Origin of the sequence: Mesorhizobium sp. M0659 (genome assembly GCF_040320605.1) — a bacterium.
In the GTDB taxonomy this organism is placed as follows: Bacteria; Pseudomonadota; Alphaproteobacteria; order Rhizobiales; family Rhizobiaceae; genus Mesorhizobium.
The window spans coordinates 26,774-42,844 of record NZ_JAMYPY010000011.1 but is presented as its reverse complement, the minus strand read 5'-3'; the positions used below and the strand labels follow the sequence as shown (position 1 = coordinate 42,844).

The window sequence follows — 16,071 nt, the reverse complement described above, 5'->3', positions numbered from 1 at the left end:
CGGATCAGAGGCCTGAGGCCCGGCCGATCTTGCGCCATCGGGCGTTTTCGCGAACCGGTTTCAGGTCGTCGGTCGTCTCGGCAAATGTCCGCAACCGGTATTGCCGCAGCAGGTCCGGGAAGAGCGCCCCTTCCGGCAGGCCGGCAAGCTGCTCGCGGACCGAGATCTTTTCATCGATGACCCGCATGCCCCAGGCATTTTCCCGAACCTGCAACTCGGCGGCCAGATCGCGCTCTTCTGGCGCGTTTTCATCCAGCGCAGCCAGCAGGATCGAGTGGAAAAGCGCGACATAGCCAATCTGTCTCAGGCCGCCCACGACCCGCACGCGCGGCAATATGGCAAGGGCGAGGAACATCAGGAACAAGTCCGGCAAAAGCAGGCCGTCCAGCAGTGCCTGCTGGAGATGCGGCCGCTCGAACGGGATGGAAAGACCATGCGGCCTGTCAGGCTCGATCAGCCGCCCCTTCTCGAGGACGAGCTTGCGCACGCGCTGCTCGCGGATGCCCCAGAAATAGTCCGTGGCATTGGGCAGGAACCTGCCAAATGGGCCCGATGCGGCTTCTTGCAAGGCATGGTCGAGACGCCGGCGCCTTGCGGGCTCGAGGAGCAGCCTGGAAAGAAGGCTGCCTTCATCTTCCAGATGCCGCGAAACGACAGTCGCGGCCAGCCTATCATCGACGAAAACCGGCCGAGCCATGCCGGAACGATCCCAATCGGCGACCAGATGCTCGTTGAGTTCTGTCAGCGCATCGGCGGCTGTTGCAAATACCTTGTCCTGGCTGGCAAGCAGCGTGCCGAGCCAGCTTCTGGCATCCGTCTCATTGCCCACCGTTTCGAGCGCGCGCCCGTTGAGGGCGACGGGACCGGCCGCGCAGGCGCTTTTGCGGCACAGTTTGTGGCGGCCCATGCCAAACAAATTGACCTTGTCGTCGCCGACATCCAGCCATCCCGGCCCCTCCCGGCCGGTTGTCTCCATGGTCATGGTCGTTCCCATGAAGCCGAAAAAAGCCGACAGCCCGTTTTCGACCGCGCCGAGCCAGGCAAGCAGCAGGGCATCGAAGGTGATGCGATCCATCAGAAGCAGGCAGTGCAGGCCGGACTGGATAACCGGTCTGTGGTCGAATTCGTCGAGGGCCTTGCCGATCGCTTCGGGCTGCATGATCGCACCGAGGCGCTGCTGCAGGACGTCGCGCAGGATCGAGCGGGCAGCGATCGACGGGGCCGATGCAGGCCTTGCCACCGGCCGCCACAGATGGCGGGCATAATCGGAAACCGGCGCATTCCAGTTCTGCTCGATGTCACGCACGACCTCCGGGCAGAGCAGCGACAGCACGGCCAAAATGTCCACCGGAGGGGCAAGGGCAGGGACGGTGGTCATCAGAACCGCAGCCGGGCCATGCTCAGGAGGTCGTGGTATTGCCCGTCGGTAAAACCGGCCTTCACATGCCGTCCCTCGACCTCGAAGCCATGGCTTGTGTAGAGACGGATGGCCGGTTCGTTGTCGGCATAGACGCTCAATTCGACCCGCTTCAGGGCGCGCCAGTTGTCGGCCACGTCAAGCAGCGCGCCTAGGATGGCAGAGCCGATGCCTCTGCCGACAAAACCATCGTCGAGGCCGATATTGATCTCGCCGATATGCGAGCGGCGCGGCGAACCCTGCGCGACCAGGCTGCCGTGGCCGACAACCTTGCCGTGCAGCTCGGCAACGATCCAGGTGGTTTCCGGGCCGGACTTGGCGATGCGCCGCTCCACCTGCTCCACCATCTCGAACGGCATCCTGAGCGTGCCCCAGCGGAAGCCCGGCATATTGAAGATAGCGCAAAGCGCCTCGGCATCGCTTGGCCGGACGGCCCGGAGCTGCGGCTGGATTTTCTCTAGGGGTGGCGTGCTGGTCATGGCTTTTCCGGCTATAGCAATTCCAGGAAAAGTGTGAGCGGTTTTCCGTCCGGAATTGCGTCAGAACAAAGGACAGAGGCAATATGCCCGGAACGATGCACCGGACGTCACCTGAAAATCCAGCCGTCTCTGCGACCTATGCCGATTGCGCGGCAAAATGCCGGTGGGCGGCGTAGAGTTTGAGGATACCGCTGATGCCGATCCAGCCGAAAAGGGCGAGCCAGCACAATGTCCCGGCCGCCGTCCAGTCGATCCGGTGCACGGCGGCGTCGGTGATGAAGAGGCCAAGAACAGCAAGCAGGCCAACTAGAAACTGCGCCAGGCCGAGCACCAGCAGTTCCTCGCGCGGCGCACTTCTCCAGACGAGATAGGTGCCGCCGGCACCCGCCAGGAAGATGGCGCTGTAGACCTGGGCGTGGAAGGCATCGATCGGCCACGGCCAGAAGCCACCGAATGTCAGGGGAAACAGCAACAGGCCGACGCCGTAGAGCCCGAGGATCGCCATCTCCACCGGTAGGTAGGCGCGCCATGCGGGGTTTAAGATCACGCCTTTTGCAGAAGGGCGGGCCCTTGCCCGCCACAGGAACAGCGCGGATACAGCGGCCGACGCAAGATAGACCAGAAACCATAGCCAGGGGGCTTTGCGCTCGAAGTTGAAATAGCCAAGGTTGATGAACGAAGCCGCCGACACGATGACGGTGAAGATGAAGGCCATGACCAGCACAAGCCTGCCGGGCGACCAGCGATTCCAGACCAGCAGCACCGCCATCACTGCCATTTCGGCGGTGTAGAAGCCGCCGAGGAAGCGGGCATTGAACGGCGTGACGGCCCAGGGCCAGCGCGGCTTGACCAGCGCAGGCGCGAAAAACAGGCCGGCCCCAACGATCAGGACGATGATGACCCCCGCCGAGAAAAGGCGAAGGGCCGCCGGAAATGGCGGGTTGTCGCGTGTCGGCATGGAGAAAACCCCAGAGATGAATGCCCCATGGGCTATCATAGTTTGGAATTCAACAAATGGAAATTGACCTGTCACCAGGCTTGTCCATTCGAATGGCCGTACGGTCCGTTTCGCAGTATGATGGAGCGTTCGGGTCGAAGATCGGTCCGGCCAACACGCCTAGAGCCGGATGATTTCAGGTCTGTCCGACCTGAAATCTGAATCCGCCTCTAAATCAGGAAATAGAGCATGATGTCGTCCGAAAACCGCTTCACACTTTTCGGCATCATGCTCTAGCGGCGCAATTTCCGGAGCCTGCACGATGACCGAAGCTCAGGATCTGTTCTCGCTTCTGCGGCAATCGACCGATGTCGATCCGCAGGCAATCGACGCAATCCGGCAAACCATCGCCGAGGGCAAGGACCGCGAACTTTGCCGCATCAATGCGCTCGCCTTCGCCAGCAAGCATGGCCTCGACGAGGAACGCACCATAAGCGCCTTTCTCCATGCGGCGCGGGTGGGCATCTTCGACATTTCCTGGAATGTTCTGTGCCCCGGCTGTGGCGGCGTGCTCGACACCAACGCCACGCTGAAAACCATGCAGAAGGACGAATACACCTGCGCGCTGTGCTCCCAGGGCTATTCGCCGACCCTCGACGAGATGGTCGAGGTGACATTCACCGTCAGTCCCCGCGTGCGCAGGATTGCCGCCCACAATCCACACGAACTGCCGTTGGTGGAATATTACCGCCAGATCTACTGGGCGTCCGGGGCCGATCTGCCGGACGAGGATCTGGCGGAAAAGATGGAAGCGTTCTCGCTGGAAGATATCGAGCTTGCGCCCGGTGAAAAGGCGGTTCTGCACATCCAGCTTCCGCCCCAATTCATCATCGTCTTCGAGCCGGTCACGCATTCGGCCCAGTTCATCGACGCGAAGGGCGAACCGGCAAAAGAGCGGCGAAACCTCTCTCTGGCCTTCGACCGCGACCATGTCCAGAGCCAGACGCTGGAGATGCAACCCGGCCCATTGCGCATTTCGCTGGAAAACAGGACCGACACGCGCGTGCTGCCGACGGTCTTCATCGCCTGCCCGGTATTGCATGATTTCCTGGGCAAGCGCCGGCCCTTCGTGACCGCCAAGCGCCTGCTCACCAACCAGACGTTCCGGGATCTCTATCGCACGGATACGCTCGACATCAACCAGCGCCTGAAGATCACCAGCCTGACCTTCCTGTTCACCGATCTGCGCGGATCGACCGAGCTTTACGAGCGGGTGGGCGATCTTTCAGCCTTCGATCTCGTGCGCGAGCATTTCCAGGTTCTGCACGAGATCGTCGCGGCGGAGGCAGGCGCGGTTGTGAAGACGATCGGCGATGCGGTGATGGCGACCTTCGCGACGCCTGACCGTGCGATTGCCGCGGCGCTGCGGATGCGCGACGCCATGCGGGCGCTCAATGACAAAAGCGGGCGCGAGGACCTTCTGCTCAAGATCGGTGTTCATGCCGGCCCCTGCATAGCCGTGTCCATGAACGAGCGGCAGGATTATTTCGGCCAGACGGTCAACATTGCTTCGCGGGTCCAGAACCTCGCCAACGCACAGGCGATCTTCGCCACGCGTGCGGTGGTCGACGATAATCTCACCGCCGATCTGTTGCACAGGAACGCGCTGACGCCCGTGCCGCACGAGGTCTCGCTGCGCGGCATCGAGCGGGAGATTGCGGTTTATACGATCCCCTGAAGAGTTCTCTACCGCTCACACGCGCTTGCAGAGGAAATAACGGTCGGCGGGCTCCGAAGTGGGCGCCGGGAGGTGTTGCAGCAGCGGGTGATCGAGCGGCGTGCCACTGACCGCGAAGCCGCCGACGCGAAGCAGGCTCGCAATCAGATCGGGAAGCCAGGTAGCGGTCACTGCATCGCGATCGTCATAGCCGGTGCCAATGTCGGCATGAACAAGGGCGGCTTCGATGCCAATGAACTTGCGGCCCGTCTCGCGTATTTCGCCGAGCACGAGGTTTTCAGCTTCGGGAATTGAGCTAGTGTGCGCGCCAACTTCGCGGTCGAACACCACGATCCGGCGCCCGGGCAGAAGCTCGCGCAGATGGTGGAATGTCCGGCCATTGCCGAGGCCGAGCTCAAGCACAAGCCCCTCCATCTTCGCCACCTCGGGGCAGATTCGATTGAGAATGTCGCGCTGCGCGGTCATCCTGCTGATGAAATTATCGAGGCGACTCATATGCGATTGTGTGTCCTGAACCAGCAGCCCCGATCGAGGCTTGCTGCATATAAAGGCGAACGACGAACCCTGCAATAACGCAACCGGCCGCCGACAAGCGTCATACCGGGTGGAGTGTTCGGCAGGCCGGGCGGTGGAACAGCGATATCACTTGTAGGGGTCTGCGGCGTCCCGCAAGCCGTCGCCGAGGAAGTTGAACGCCATGATGACGAGGATGACGGGCAGCATCGGCAAAAGCAGCCATGGATAGAACGCGATCACGCTGACGCTGCGCGCCTCGGTGAGCAGGATGCCCCAGCTGGTTATCGGCGCCCTCAAGCCGAGCCCGAGGAAGCTCAGCGCCGTTTCGCCCAGGATCATGCCAGGGATGGAGAGCGTCGCCGTCGCGATCAGATGCGACATGAAGCCGGGAATGAGATGCCGCCTGATGATGCGGCTGCTCCCCGCGCCCATCAACTGCGCGGCCAGAACGTAATCCTCCTCGCGCAAGGCCAGAAGCTTTGAACGCACGGCTCGCGCCAGTCCGGTCCAGTCGAGCAGCCCGAGGATGACGGTGATGCCGAAATAGATCAGGATCGGACTCCACGTTATCGGCATGATCGCCGCCAGGGCCAGCCATAGCGGAATGCTGGGAATCGATTGCAGGACTTCGATTATCCGTTGGACGATCAAGTCGAAGATACCGCCGTGATAGCCGGCCAGTCCGCCGATGACGATGCCGAGCAGGAAGCTGAAACTGATGCCGACGAGGCCGATAGTCAGTGAAATGCGTGCGCCATAGATCATGCGCGAGAGCACGTCGCGCCCCAGCCTGTCGGTGCCGGCCAGAAACAGCTGCCCGTTTTCGGCAGGACAGACAAAATGCCTGTCACCTTCGATCAGGCCCCAGAACCGATAAGTGTCGCCCTTGCAGAAGAAACGGAGCCGTTGAACGTCGTCGTGGTTCTCGATGTAGTTCCGCTTGAGCGTGTCCATATCCAGCGTCATCTGGCGGCCATAGACGAACGGCCCGACGAACTCGCCATTGTGGAACAGGTGCACGTGCTGCGGCGGCGCATAGATGTAGTCCATGTTGCGCGAGTGCAGATTGTAGGGCGCCAGGAACTCGCAGATCAGTATCCCTAAATACAGCACTGCCAGGAATATGCCGGATATAAGCGCAAGCCGGTGTTTGCGGAATTTCCACCACATCAGCCGCAACTGCGATGCCTGAAAGACCTTCGATTGCTCCGGCGTCATCGCCTCGACCGACTGCAGGTCGAAAGGCGCGCCGGAAATGTAGTGTTGCAGTGGAGCACCCGGAGCGGGCAGCGGCGAGTCCTGCTTCATTTGGTGCTGCCACCCTGCAAACGAATTCGTGGATCAAGCAGCGCCAGCGCCAGGTCGGAAATCAGCACGCCGATAACCGTCAGGAAGGCAAGGAACATCAGGAATGACCCTGCCAGATACATATCCTGGCTTTGCAGCGCCTTGATCAGCATCGGCCCGGTCGTTTCCAAAGACAGAACGATAGCCGTGATCTCAGCGCCGGAGATGATGGCCGGCAGGATCGAGCCGATGTCGGAAATGAAGAAGTTGAGCGCCATGCGCAGCGGATATTTGACCAGCGCCTTGAACGGATGCAGGCCCTTGGCGCGCGCCGTAACGACATATTGCTTGTGCAGTTCGTCGAGCAGATTGGCGCGCAGCCGCCGGATCATGCTCGCCGTGCCGCCGGTGCCGATGATCAGGACCGGGATCCAGAGATGGGCGAGGATCGACTTCGCCTTGGCCCAGCTCATCGGCTCGCCGAGATATTGCTGGTCCATGAGGTGGCCGATGGACGTGCCGAACCAGATGTTGGCGAAATACATCAGGATCAGCGCCAGCATGAAATTCGGAATGGCAACGCCGAGAAGGCCGAAGAAAGTCAGGCCGTAGTCGCCCCAGCTGTATTGATGCGTGGCGGAGTACATGCCGATCGGAAAGGCGATGAGCCAGGTGAAGATGATCGTGACGAAGGAAACCAGCACGGTCAGCCACATTCGGTCGCCGACGACGTCGCGAACCGGCAGCTCATATTCGAAGGAATAGCCGAAATCGCCGTGCAGCATCCCGCCCACCCAGTAGAAGTAGCGAATGACCGGCGGCTGGTCGAAACCATATTCCTTGCGCATCATCTGGATGCGGTCGGAATCCACCGCTTCGCCCTGGGCCCGAAGCTCAGCGACATAGCTGTCGAAATAATCGCCCGGTGGAAGTTCGATGATGGTGAACACCAGCGCCGATATGACCAGCAGCGTTGGAACCATCACGGCGATGCGCCAGACAAGATATCGAAGCACGCTCAGGAGCCTCCAAGCCAGAATGTGTCCGGCATGTAGACACCGAAATAGGAGGTCGGGTCATAGCCGAAAAGTGCCTTGTCAGGCAGGTTGCGCAGCCGCGAGGATACCAGAATCGGCTGATGCGTTGCGTTCACCGTGCCTATTGAAAACACCTGATCGGTGTAGATCGACAGCATGGAGTTCCAGATTTCGGCGCGCTCGCTGGCTTCGGTCGATCCGTTCCATCGCTTGAGCAAAGCCATCAACTCGACCACTTCAGGAAGATCGGGCGCCTCACCCATCTTGCCATGGGACAGATAGTGAGCACCCCAGAGCGGCCACTGCAATTGGTCGTCGATGGTGGGGGCCAGTTGGTACGGATTCATGTCGGCGGTCGGCACGCCATTGTCGATGCCCGACCACATCGACATCATGATCTGGCCGCCAAGCGCGCGGCTGCGGAAGATGTCGCGCTGCGAAGTCCGGATGAACAAAGCGATGCCGATCTTGCGCCAGTGATCGGTGATAAGTTCGAGCGCGTCGGTTTCCAGCGTGCTTTCGCCGGCCGTTTCCACGATGATCTGCGCAGAGCGTCCATCCGGAAGCATCCGCACGCCGTCATCGTCACGGGCCTGAAGCCCGACCTCGTCTAGCAGGGCATTGGCCTTGTCGGGATCATGGGCGATCCAGGCTTTCGCGTATTCCGGCCGGTAGAGCGGGCTCTCCGGCAACACCGTATCGGCACTTTCCTGCGCCAATCCATAGAACACGGCCATGTTGATCTCACGCCTGTCTACAGCAAGCGAAAGTGCGCGGCGCACGCGCACGTCTCTCAAAAGGGCACGCCACACCGGGTCGGCACAATTCAGATTGGGCAGCAGCGCCAGCCGCGAGCCCTGAGTGCGTTTCCATAGATGCATCTTCACCGGGTAGCGCTTCTCCGCATCCTTCAGGAAGGAGTAATCGCTGAAGTCAATTCCCATGCATTGCAGGTCGCTCTCCCCCGCACCGGTCTTGGCCGAGATGATCGCCGACGAGCTGACATTCATGATGATCTGGTCGACATAGGGCAGTTGCCGGCCATTCTCGTCTATTCGATGAAAGAACGGGTTGCGCTCGAAGATAAACTGCTCGGCTGGCGGCTTGGTCCGGTTCCGCCAGGGATCGAGCGTCGGCAATTCCGGGTTCTCTGGGCGATACTGCCGCGACATGCGGATATGCAGGAGCGTCCATTTCTTGGCCCGGTTCTCCTTCATCAGGCCGGCGAGCCGGAATGGATCCTGGTATTTCTTGTGGAACTGCTTGAGATAGGCGGCCGGCAGAACGAGCGATATCGGCGCGGCAGCAGCGAGCTTGGGCAGGAAGTCGGGATTGGGCGCGTCCCAACTGTAGCGCACCGTCAGCGGATCGACGATCTCGAAGCGCGGCGGCTGGCCGTCCGCCAGCAGGGTCGGGGCGAGCCCCCCTTGCGAAAGCTCATCGTTCAGCCAGACATCTTCCCAGCAATAGCGAAAATCCTCCGGCGTCAGCAGGCTGCCGTCGGACCATTTATGGCCTTCCCGTATCTTGAAAGTGAAGATGCGATCATCCGCTACGTCGAAACTTTCGAGAATGTCGGCATGCAAGTTAAGTTTTTCGTCATAACCGACCAGCCGGGAATACCCGTAGATCGTCATCATCCGGATATCTTTCTGGCTGCCGATGATCGTACGCAGCGTGCCGCCATACTGGCCGGGCTGCCGGCCCATCGCAGCGAGGTTCAACGCGCGCGGGCTCTTGGGCAAGCGCTCAGCGAGTGCCGGCAACGCCTTGGCCGTCAGCTGCGGCTGAAGAAAATCCGGCTCCAGATCTCCGGCACGCGCCGTGCCCGGAAGAAGTGCCGAAGCCATCAGTCCAAGGACGGTGCGACGACTGATCAATGGCGTAGCTCGCTGATATCGGCCGAACGTCGGGCCAGCACGAGGTGGCCGCCGCCAAGATCGATCGGCGACAGCGTATCCTCCTCACCCTCGTCGTGGAATTGCGGTCCCCATGCGCTGGTGTCGGAAGCGCCGCCGAGGTTCAGCATCTTGAAATCCATCGGCCGGTCGAGATCAGGGAAGGGGACTGCGGCGAGCAGTGAGCGCGTGTAGGGGTGGATCGGTTTCCTGAGCAGAATTTCGCGCGGTGCAAGCTCGACGATACGCCCGCCGCACATCACAGCGATGCGGTCCGCCATGTAGTCCACCACCGCAAGATTGTGGGATATGAACAGGTAGGTCAGGCCCAGTTCCTTCTGCAGGTCCTTCAGAAGGTTCAGGATCTGCGCCTGCACGGAGACATCGAGCGCCGAAACCGGCTCGTCGCAGATCAGCAGCTCAGGCCCCAGCGCCAACGCGCGCGCAATGCCGATACGCTGACGCTGCCCGCCGGAGAAGCTGTGGGGATAACGCTGGATGAAGCGCGGATCGAGCCCGATTGCCTGCATCAGGCTCTTGACTGTGGCTAGCCGGGACGCGGCATTGCCACGTTGATGGATTTCCAGCGGCTCGCTCAAGATGTTTTCCACTGTCATGCGAGGCGAAAGCGACGAAACCGGATCCTGGAAGACCATCTGGAGTTTCGCCCGCAGCAAGCGCAGGGCGTCTCCCTCTGCTTCCAGGACGTCGATCGGTCCGTCGCGGCCGTTGAAGATCACGGAGCCGCCGGTAGGGGTGACGGCCCGCATCAGGATCTTGCTGACGGTGGTTTTGCCGCAGCCGCTTTCGCCAACCAGGCCCAGGCACTCACCCCGCCTGATGTCGAAGCTCACGCCGTCCACGGCGCGAACAGAGGTTTGATTGCTCCCGCTGAACCATCCGGAGTTGCGGATGGTGTAGACCTTTTTCAGATCCCTGACCGACAGCAGAATGTCGTCCGGCCCTTTCGCTTCCGGCGCCGTCTGCTTGCCCAGCAGGGTCCCGACATTCACCGGCACCTCGCGGAGCGCCTTCAGCCTTTCGCCAGGCTTCAGGTCGAAATGCGGAACGGCTGCCATGAGGCCCTTCAGGTAAGGGTGGCCTGGCCGGCGGAATATTGCCTCCACAGGGCCCGCTTCCATGATCTCGCCATGGTACATGACGACCACCTCGTCGGCGACATTGGCGACCACGCCGAGGTCGTGCGTGATCAGCAGCATTGCCATGTTGAGCTTGGTCTGGAGCCCACGAAGCAATTGCAGGATTTGCGCCTGGATGGTGACGTCCAACGCCGTCGTCGGCTCATCGGCGATCAACAGAGCGGGCCGGCAGATAAGCGCCATGGCGATCATGGCGCGTTGCCGCAATCCTCCCGAAAGTTCAAATGGATACATGTCGTAGGCGCGCTTGGGATTGGGAAACCCGACTAGGCCGAGCATTTCCTCGGTCCGTGCCTTGCGCTCCGTCCGATCGATGTGCGTATGAATCTGCAGGGATTCGCTGACCTGGTTGCCGATCGTGTGCAGCGGCGACAGCGACGTCATCGGCTCCTGAAAGATCTTGCCGATGCGGCTGCCTCTCAACGCCCGGATTTCGGGTCCGTCTCGCGGCATCTGCAGGATATCCTGCGTCGTGCCGGGCTTTTTGGGATCGGAAAACAGGATACGGCCGCGAACATGGGCCGTGTTCGGCAAGATGCCCATCACGGCCTGGCTGAGAACCGATTTTCCGGAACCGGACTCACCGACAAGTGCGGTGACCTTGCCGGGCAGGACGCGAAGATTTGCCCGCCTGACGGCATGCAACGGTCCCCCGACAATGGCAAAAGAGATGCCAACATCCTCGATCCGCAGCAGATCAACGCCTGCATCCATTCCCACACCAGCCCCAATCTGGCGCCTCCCGACCGGCCCCAAAAAGCAAGACTAGCGCATTGTCAGCGCAGAGCAACTTGGATTCGAAACGAATTCCCCGGCGACCGGCGGCCGGACAGCATACCAGGGCGTCCAGATCGGATGGTGGTGACTACTGGAGCTTCCTCCGGTCGCCCGCCGACAGCCGCGCGGCATCGCGATGAAGCAGCATGACCTGCTCGGCGTCCGATATCCGATCGTGAAACGGCTGCAGCGCAGCGTCTTCATCGAGTGCGAGAGCACCCGACAGATCGGGTGAAAGCACCGTCAGCTTCTGCTTGCTGCCCGCCAGTTCCTCCTCGCCGAGCGTCAGCCAACTGTTGGCCCCGCAATAACCGGCGAAGTCCTTGCTGGCGAGAACGCTGTGCGGATATTTCTTGGTGAGGGTCTGGAGACGCTGGACCTCGTTTACAGCCGAGCCGAAGACGGAGAATGTGAGTCGGTCGGTAAGCCCGACATTGCCGAACATCACATTGCCGACATGCAGGCCGATACCAAATTTTATGTCGCCCAGTCCTTGCTCTTTTCTGCGCAGATTGAGCTCCATCATGCGCATGCTGGCCTTGTGCGCAGCCGCAAGAGCAGCCTGGCAGGCGATCTCTGACTGCGCGCGGTGCCTTTCGCAGGGGTAGACGGCAATGAATCCATCCCCCAGGAAACTCATGATCTGCCCGCCTTTGCGATTGAAAGGTGCTGCGATGGCATCGAAAAACTGGTTCAGCGTATCGATATAGACTTCGCGGCCGGAGGTTTCGGCGAGCCTTGTCGACCCACGCATATCGCCCATCACCAGCGCGGCCCGGATTGTGTCGCCCTCGCCGCGCTTGATCTGGCCGTCCAGCACGCGCCTGCCGGCGTCACCGCCGAGATACGTGGTCATCATGTTGTCGGCGAGCTTGGTGAGCACCGCCATCTTGCTTGCAATGGCGAGATGGTTCTGGATCCGCAGCAGCGCCGAAATCATGCTGTCGCTGAAGCCTGAAGCACTGTCCGTGGACCAGGACCCCAACATGCCCTGACTTGTATCGCCGTTGAAGGGATGGACGAAAGCCATGTAATCGGTGACGCCCATAAGCCTGAGCTCATCGAAAACAGGAAACTCCGACCGCACCGACGGGTCGAGCCGGCGCCGCAGATGGTCGAGCTTGTTGCTGAGCAGATGGTAGTATGGGCTGGTCAGGAATCTGTCGGAATGGACGCCGTTCTCACTCCGGAAGCCTTCCACTTCCAGGCCTTGGCCGCGAATCCAGGTGAAACCGAGCGCGTCATAAAGCGGATGCAGCATCGAAAAGCTCAAATGCACCCGCTTCAGCGGCAGGCCGGCAGCAGCCAGCCGTTCACAAAAACCCTTGACCAATGTTTCCAGGTCGTCGCCCGCCAGCGCCGATTGCGTCAGCCAATCGGCAACCTTATCCATGAGAATGTTGGAAATTTCTGCTTGCGCTGTGCTCATGCTATCTCGAAACCCGTCGAAGACGAGCCATCTCCTTTGATCCGCAAAATGAAGTCAATGAAGCCGGCTTCGGGGGCAGAAGCCGGCGAAGAATATCCCGAATGACTGTCCTTGCAGGAAGCAAGCAGACGTCGACCGCACAAATCACCTGCAACACTATGTGGCGAGGCTGCCGGCGAAGTGCAATCCCGATCCTGACATCGCGCAAATAATTGGTCGGCTCAGGCACCGTTGGGCTCGCCGGGTCCCAAGAACCATGGCCGCGGCGCATTGCGGAAAATCGATTCCCCAAGCTGTCATCAGACCGGCGCCTTCGCCTTCAGGCTTGCGGCAGCCATTGCATAGCCGCCGGCGGCGCCATCGATGAAGTGAACATGATCGCGCTGCAGCGGCGAGATGACGAGGCATGTCATCAAGGCCGACTTCTGGCGGTGCAGGCCATAGTTGCAGATGCCGGCCTCTTCCGCTTGTTTCAGCCGGTTCTCGATCCGCTGCAACACATCCGCGTCGACGTCGATGGTCATCTTCAAGCCGTCGTCGAACTTGCGGAAATCCGAATTGCTGGCCACCTCGCGCTTGTAGACCTTCGGATCGAAACCGCCGATCGTCCAGCCCAATTTGTCGGTGACGGCCGTAAGCGTCATCAGGAAGATCACCCACAGCTTGGCCAGCCACCGCCGCCCCGGCGGCGCCGTGGCCCGTGCCTCGACATCGAGGCCGGCGGGCAGGAGACTATAGGCCGGACCGTCCACCGGCACCGGGTGGCCATCGCGCTCCTGCCTGCCGGCAAGGGTGATGATGTCGGAAGCCAGAAACTGGAAACCACGCAAGTCGCGCGATGCCCCGGGCACGGCTATGATCGAGACAATTTCGCCATGCCGGGCTTCGATCGGGTTCCAGCGGCAGGAGAGGCCGGTCAGATCCGGCCGCGCGCCGGCCGGGGCGGGGTCGACGCGGTAGCGCCCGGCTTTCATTTCGGCTTCCGCCCAACTGCCGCCGCCGCCGGCGAACATGGCATAGAAGGCTGCTTCGGAGGCCTGGAACCTCGCCACGCGAACGTCGAGGCCTTGCGCTCTTATGTCCTTTATCGGCACGATTGCGGCACGCAAGGTCAGGTCCAGTTCGTCCGCCACCCATCTCTGGACAGAAGCCAGCGCGTTACGGGCGATCTCCAGCGCCGAGCCGGGAAACGCCACGAGCGCGCCGTCGCCGCCGAAGACGAAGGGAAGATCTTGCCGGCCCAGTGCATTGAGCAGCGCCGAAATGACGCTGGCGCCGGCCATATTGACGGTTTTGTAGCGCCCGGCTTCGATCGCCTTGGTCGAGCCGACGATGTCGGCGGTGGCCAGCGCCCAGCCATCGGGGAGAGGCCGATAGTTGTCGATATCGGCAACGCTTTCGAACTTTGCGAAGACCGGCAAAGAAGCGACGAACGGGTCGGACGCGACAGCTGTTTCCATAAGCATCAGATAGCACATTCCAGCGCTTGAAGGTGAAGTCGATCATGCCTCGAAATTGACTTGGGCAGGCTTTGCGATGATAGGATCGCGCGATGCGAATTGCCTTCTACGCCCCGCTGAAGTCGCCCAATCATCCCGTTGTCTCCGGCGACCGCCAGATGGCACGGATGCTGGTCCAGGCGCTGCAGCATGGCGGGCATAGCGTCGAACTGGCATCGGAGTTGCGCTTCTATCTACGCCAGCCGGAACCGAAAAGTTTCGATGCGCTCGTCATCGAGGCGCGGGACGAAGCCGCGCGACTGACGAGGCTTTGGGACCGTGACGGCAAGCCCGATCTCTGGTTCTCCTATCATCCCTACTACAAGGCGCCCGACCTGATCGGGCCCGAGCTGGCGTTGGCCTTTGCCGTCCCCTATGTGACGGCCGAAGCCTCTTATTCCGAACGGCGCAACGCCGGTTCGTGGGCCGATAGCCAGGCATTGGTGGCGCGAGCCATCGAACAGGCGGCGCTGAACATCTGCTTCACGCAAAGGGATCGCCAGGGGCTGGCGGATGCTGTTCCCCACGCCGCTCTCGGTATGCTTTCACCCTTCATCGACACATCGGCATTCCACGAAATGCCGGTACTGGATTATCCGACGCGCCTCGTGACCGTCGCCATGATGCGCCCGGGCGACAAGGTCTTGAGCTATCGCATGCTGGCGCAGGCGCTCGGGTTGATCGGCCATCTCCCCTGGACGCTGTCGGTCGTCGGGGACGGACCTGCCCGTGACGAGGTAAAGGCGCAATTCGCCGGCTTGCCCGCCGACCGTATCGAATGGCTTGGCGCGATTGAGCCGGTCGCCGTGCCGGATGTCCTCTATCGCGGGGGAATCTACGTCTGGCCGGGTTACGGCGAGGCCTATGGCATTGCCTATCTTGAAGCACAGGCCGCCGGCCTTCCGGTGGTGGCTCAGGACATTGCCGGCGTGCCGGAGGTCGTGCGGCATGGCCAGACCGGGTTTCTCACCCCGCCAGGCGATGTAGCGGCGTTAGCTTCCGCAATTGCAAGGCTTCTGGCCAACAATGACGAAAGAACCATCATGGCTGCAGAGGCCAGACGTTTCGTTCTCGAAGAACGCTCTCTCGGTGCTGCAAAGGCCCGTCTGGCGGAACTTCTCAAGATGATCCCGTTGTCATGACATCCGACCCGATTTGGCAGCCCCTGGTGGACGAGCTGGCGCACCGGCAACGGGCGGGCCGCAAGGCAGAGTTCTGGCTGCGCGACGATGACGCCGTGGATCCTACGCCGGCGCTCGATCGGTTGCTCGACCTCACCGGTGACTTCGCGGTTCCGGTCACTCTGGCCGTCATTCCGGCCCAGACCGACGGGAAGCTTGTCGTCCGGCTTGACGCGGCGCCGCATGCCACGGTCGCCATTCATGGCTGGGCGCACCGAAATCATGCCCCCGAGGGTCAAAAAAAGCAGGAGCTCGGCGCGCATCGGCCACGCGAGGTGGTGCTGGATGAGCTGGCCGGCGGGCTATCGCGTGTCACCGACCTGCACGGCGCACGTGCGGTTCCGATGCTGGTGCCGCCCTGGAACCGGATCGACGCCGGCCTGGTACCCGACCTTAGATCGATAGGATTTGCGGCATTGTCGGTGTTCGGGCCGCCAAGGCCGGCTTCCCTGGCGGTCATCAACAGCAATGTCGACATCATGGATTGGCATGGCACGCGCGGCTGCCGCGATCATGGTCTGTTGGTTCAGGCCATCGTCGCGCAATTGCAGGGTGCATTCGACGGCGGCGAACCGGTCGGCCTGCTCACCCACCATCTCGTCCATGATGAATCGGCATGGCTTTTCCTCGAACGGCTGTTCACGATCACCGCGCGGACCGAAGCCTGCGCATGGCTTCCGATCAGCACATTGACCGAACGCAGCGCCGGAAAATAG

The 16,071-nt window shown here is 61.4% G+C and carries 13 protein-coding genes; 3 read left to right on the top strand and 10 right to left on the bottom strand.

The window, feature by feature from the left end; translation table 11 throughout:
- Positions 1-4 precede the first annotated feature (4 nt).
- From NKI31_RS18630 to NKI31_RS18620, 3 genes are all read right to left on the bottom strand, one after another.
- A complete protein-coding gene (locus NKI31_RS18630; protein WP_352652291.1) occupies positions 5-1,378 on the bottom strand; it encodes a hypothetical protein in 1,374 nt (457 codons plus the stop codon).
- Entirely contained in the window at positions 1,378-1,896 is a 519-nt protein-coding gene (locus NKI31_RS18625; RefSeq protein WP_352652290.1) for a GNAT family N-acetyltransferase, read from the bottom strand. The genes NKI31_RS18630 and NKI31_RS18625 overlap by 1 nt, the downstream gene beginning before the upstream one ends.
- 136 nt (positions 1,897-2,032) lie before the next feature.
- The gene (locus tag NKI31_RS18620; RefSeq protein ID WP_352652289.1) at positions 2,033-2,854 is read right to left on the bottom strand and encodes a hypothetical protein; all 822 of its coding nucleotides are present in this window, start codon (positions 2,852-2,854) and stop codon (positions 2,033-2,035) included.
- A 301-nt stretch (positions 2,855-3,155) separates the two neighbouring features.
- Here NKI31_RS18620 and NKI31_RS18615 point away from each other — a divergent pair, with 301 nt between their 5' ends.
- Positions 3,156-4,571 (top strand): adenylate/guanylate cyclase domain-containing protein, encoded by a 1,416-nt coding sequence (locus tag NKI31_RS18615; RefSeq protein ID WP_023685078.1) that lies wholly within the window; start codon positions 3,156-3,158, stop codon positions 4,569-4,571.
- A 15-nt stretch (positions 4,572-4,586) separates the two neighbouring features.
- Here NKI31_RS18615 and NKI31_RS18610 read toward each other — a convergent pair whose 3' ends face one another.
- The 7 genes from NKI31_RS18610 to NKI31_RS18580 form a co-directional block, all read right to left on the bottom strand.
- A complete protein-coding gene (locus tag NKI31_RS18610; RefSeq protein ID WP_023672134.1) occupies positions 4,587-5,066 on the bottom strand; it encodes a class I SAM-dependent methyltransferase in 480 nt (159 codons plus the stop codon).
- Positions 5,067-5,213: 147 nt separating this feature from the next.
- Entirely contained in the window at positions 5,214-6,395 is a 1,182-nt protein-coding gene (locus NKI31_RS18605; protein ID WP_031193182.1) for an ABC transporter permease, read from the bottom strand.
- Positions 6,392-7,390, bottom strand: coding sequence for an ABC transporter permease (locus tag NKI31_RS18600; RefSeq protein WP_352652288.1), 999 nt, complete (start codon positions 7,388-7,390; stop codon positions 6,392-6,394). Before NKI31_RS18600 ends, NKI31_RS18605 begins: the two co-directional genes overlap by 4 nt.
- A 2-nt stretch (positions 7,391-7,392) precedes the next feature.
- Positions 7,393-9,291, bottom strand: a complete 1,899-nt coding sequence (locus NKI31_RS18595; protein ID WP_023740137.1) for an ABC transporter substrate-binding protein — start codon at positions 9,289-9,291, stop codon at positions 7,393-7,395.
- A complete protein-coding gene (locus NKI31_RS18590) occupies positions 9,288-11,183 on the bottom strand; it encodes an ABC transporter ATP-binding protein (RefSeq protein WP_352652287.1) in 1,896 nt (631 codons plus the stop codon). Before NKI31_RS18590 ends, NKI31_RS18595 begins: the two co-directional genes overlap by 4 nt.
- Positions 11,184-11,334: 151 nt before the next feature.
- The gene (locus NKI31_RS18585) at positions 11,335-12,675 is read right to left on the bottom strand and encodes an adenylate/guanylate cyclase domain-containing protein (RefSeq protein WP_023672139.1); all 1,341 of its coding nucleotides are present in this window, start codon (positions 12,673-12,675) and stop codon (positions 11,335-11,337) included.
- 299 nt (positions 12,676-12,974) lie between these two features.
- Entirely contained in the window at positions 12,975-14,153 is a 1,179-nt protein-coding gene (locus NKI31_RS18580; RefSeq protein ID WP_027050460.1) for a DUF3095 domain-containing protein, read from the bottom strand.
- Positions 14,154-14,227: 74 nt separating this feature from the next.
- On the opposite strand from NKI31_RS18580, the gene NKI31_RS18575 reads away from it, so the two are divergent.
- Positions 14,228-15,316, top strand: coding sequence for a glycosyltransferase family 4 protein (locus tag NKI31_RS18575; protein ID WP_352561063.1), 1,089 nt, complete (start codon positions 14,228-14,230; stop codon positions 15,314-15,316).
- The gene (locus NKI31_RS18570) at positions 15,313-16,071 is read left to right on the top strand and encodes a polysaccharide deacetylase family protein (RefSeq protein WP_352652286.1); all 759 of its coding nucleotides are present in this window, start codon (positions 15,313-15,315) and stop codon (positions 16,069-16,071) included. The genes NKI31_RS18575 and NKI31_RS18570 overlap by 4 nt, the downstream gene beginning before the upstream one ends.

Bases quoted from the DNA above. Each gene is read 5' to 3' on its own strand.
- NKI31_RS18625 (WP_352652290.1), bottom strand. From the start codon at position 1,896: ATGACCAGCACGCCACCCCTAGAGAAAATCCAGCCGCAGCTCCGGGCC.
- NKI31_RS18575 (WP_352561063.1), top strand. From the start codon at position 14,228: ATGCGAATTGCCTTCTACGCCCCGCTGAAGTCGCCCAATCATCCCGTT.
- NKI31_RS18580 (WP_027050460.1), bottom strand. From the start codon at position 14,153: ATGTGCTATCTGATGCTTATGGAAACAGCTGTCGCGTCCGACCCGTTC.
- NKI31_RS18570 (WP_352652286.1), top strand. From the start codon at position 15,313: ATGACATCCGACCCGATTTGGCAGCCCCTGGTGGACGAGCTGGCGCAC.
- NKI31_RS18620 (WP_352652289.1), bottom strand. From the start codon at position 2,854: ATGCCGACACGCGACAACCCGCCATTTCCGGCGGCCCTTCGCCTTTTC.
- NKI31_RS18610 (WP_023672134.1), bottom strand. From the start codon at position 5,066: ATGAGTCGCCTCGATAATTTCATCAGCAGGATGACCGCGCAGCGCGAC.
- NKI31_RS18615 (WP_023685078.1), top strand. From the start codon at position 3,156: ATGACCGAAGCTCAGGATCTGTTCTCGCTTCTGCGGCAATCGACCGAT.
- NKI31_RS18605 (WP_031193182.1), bottom strand. From the start codon at position 6,395: ATGAAGCAGGACTCGCCGCTGCCCGCTCCGGGTGCTCCACTGCAACAC.
- NKI31_RS18585 (WP_023672139.1), bottom strand. From the start codon at position 12,675: ATGAGCACAGCGCAAGCAGAAATTTCCAACATTCTCATGGATAAGGTT.
- NKI31_RS18630 (WP_352652291.1), bottom strand. From the start codon at position 1,378: ATGACCACCGTCCCTGCCCTTGCCCCTCCGGTGGACATTTTGGCCGTG.
- NKI31_RS18590 (WP_352652287.1), bottom strand. From the start codon at position 11,183: ATGGATGCAGGCGTTGATCTGCTGCGGATCGAGGATGTTGGCATCTCT.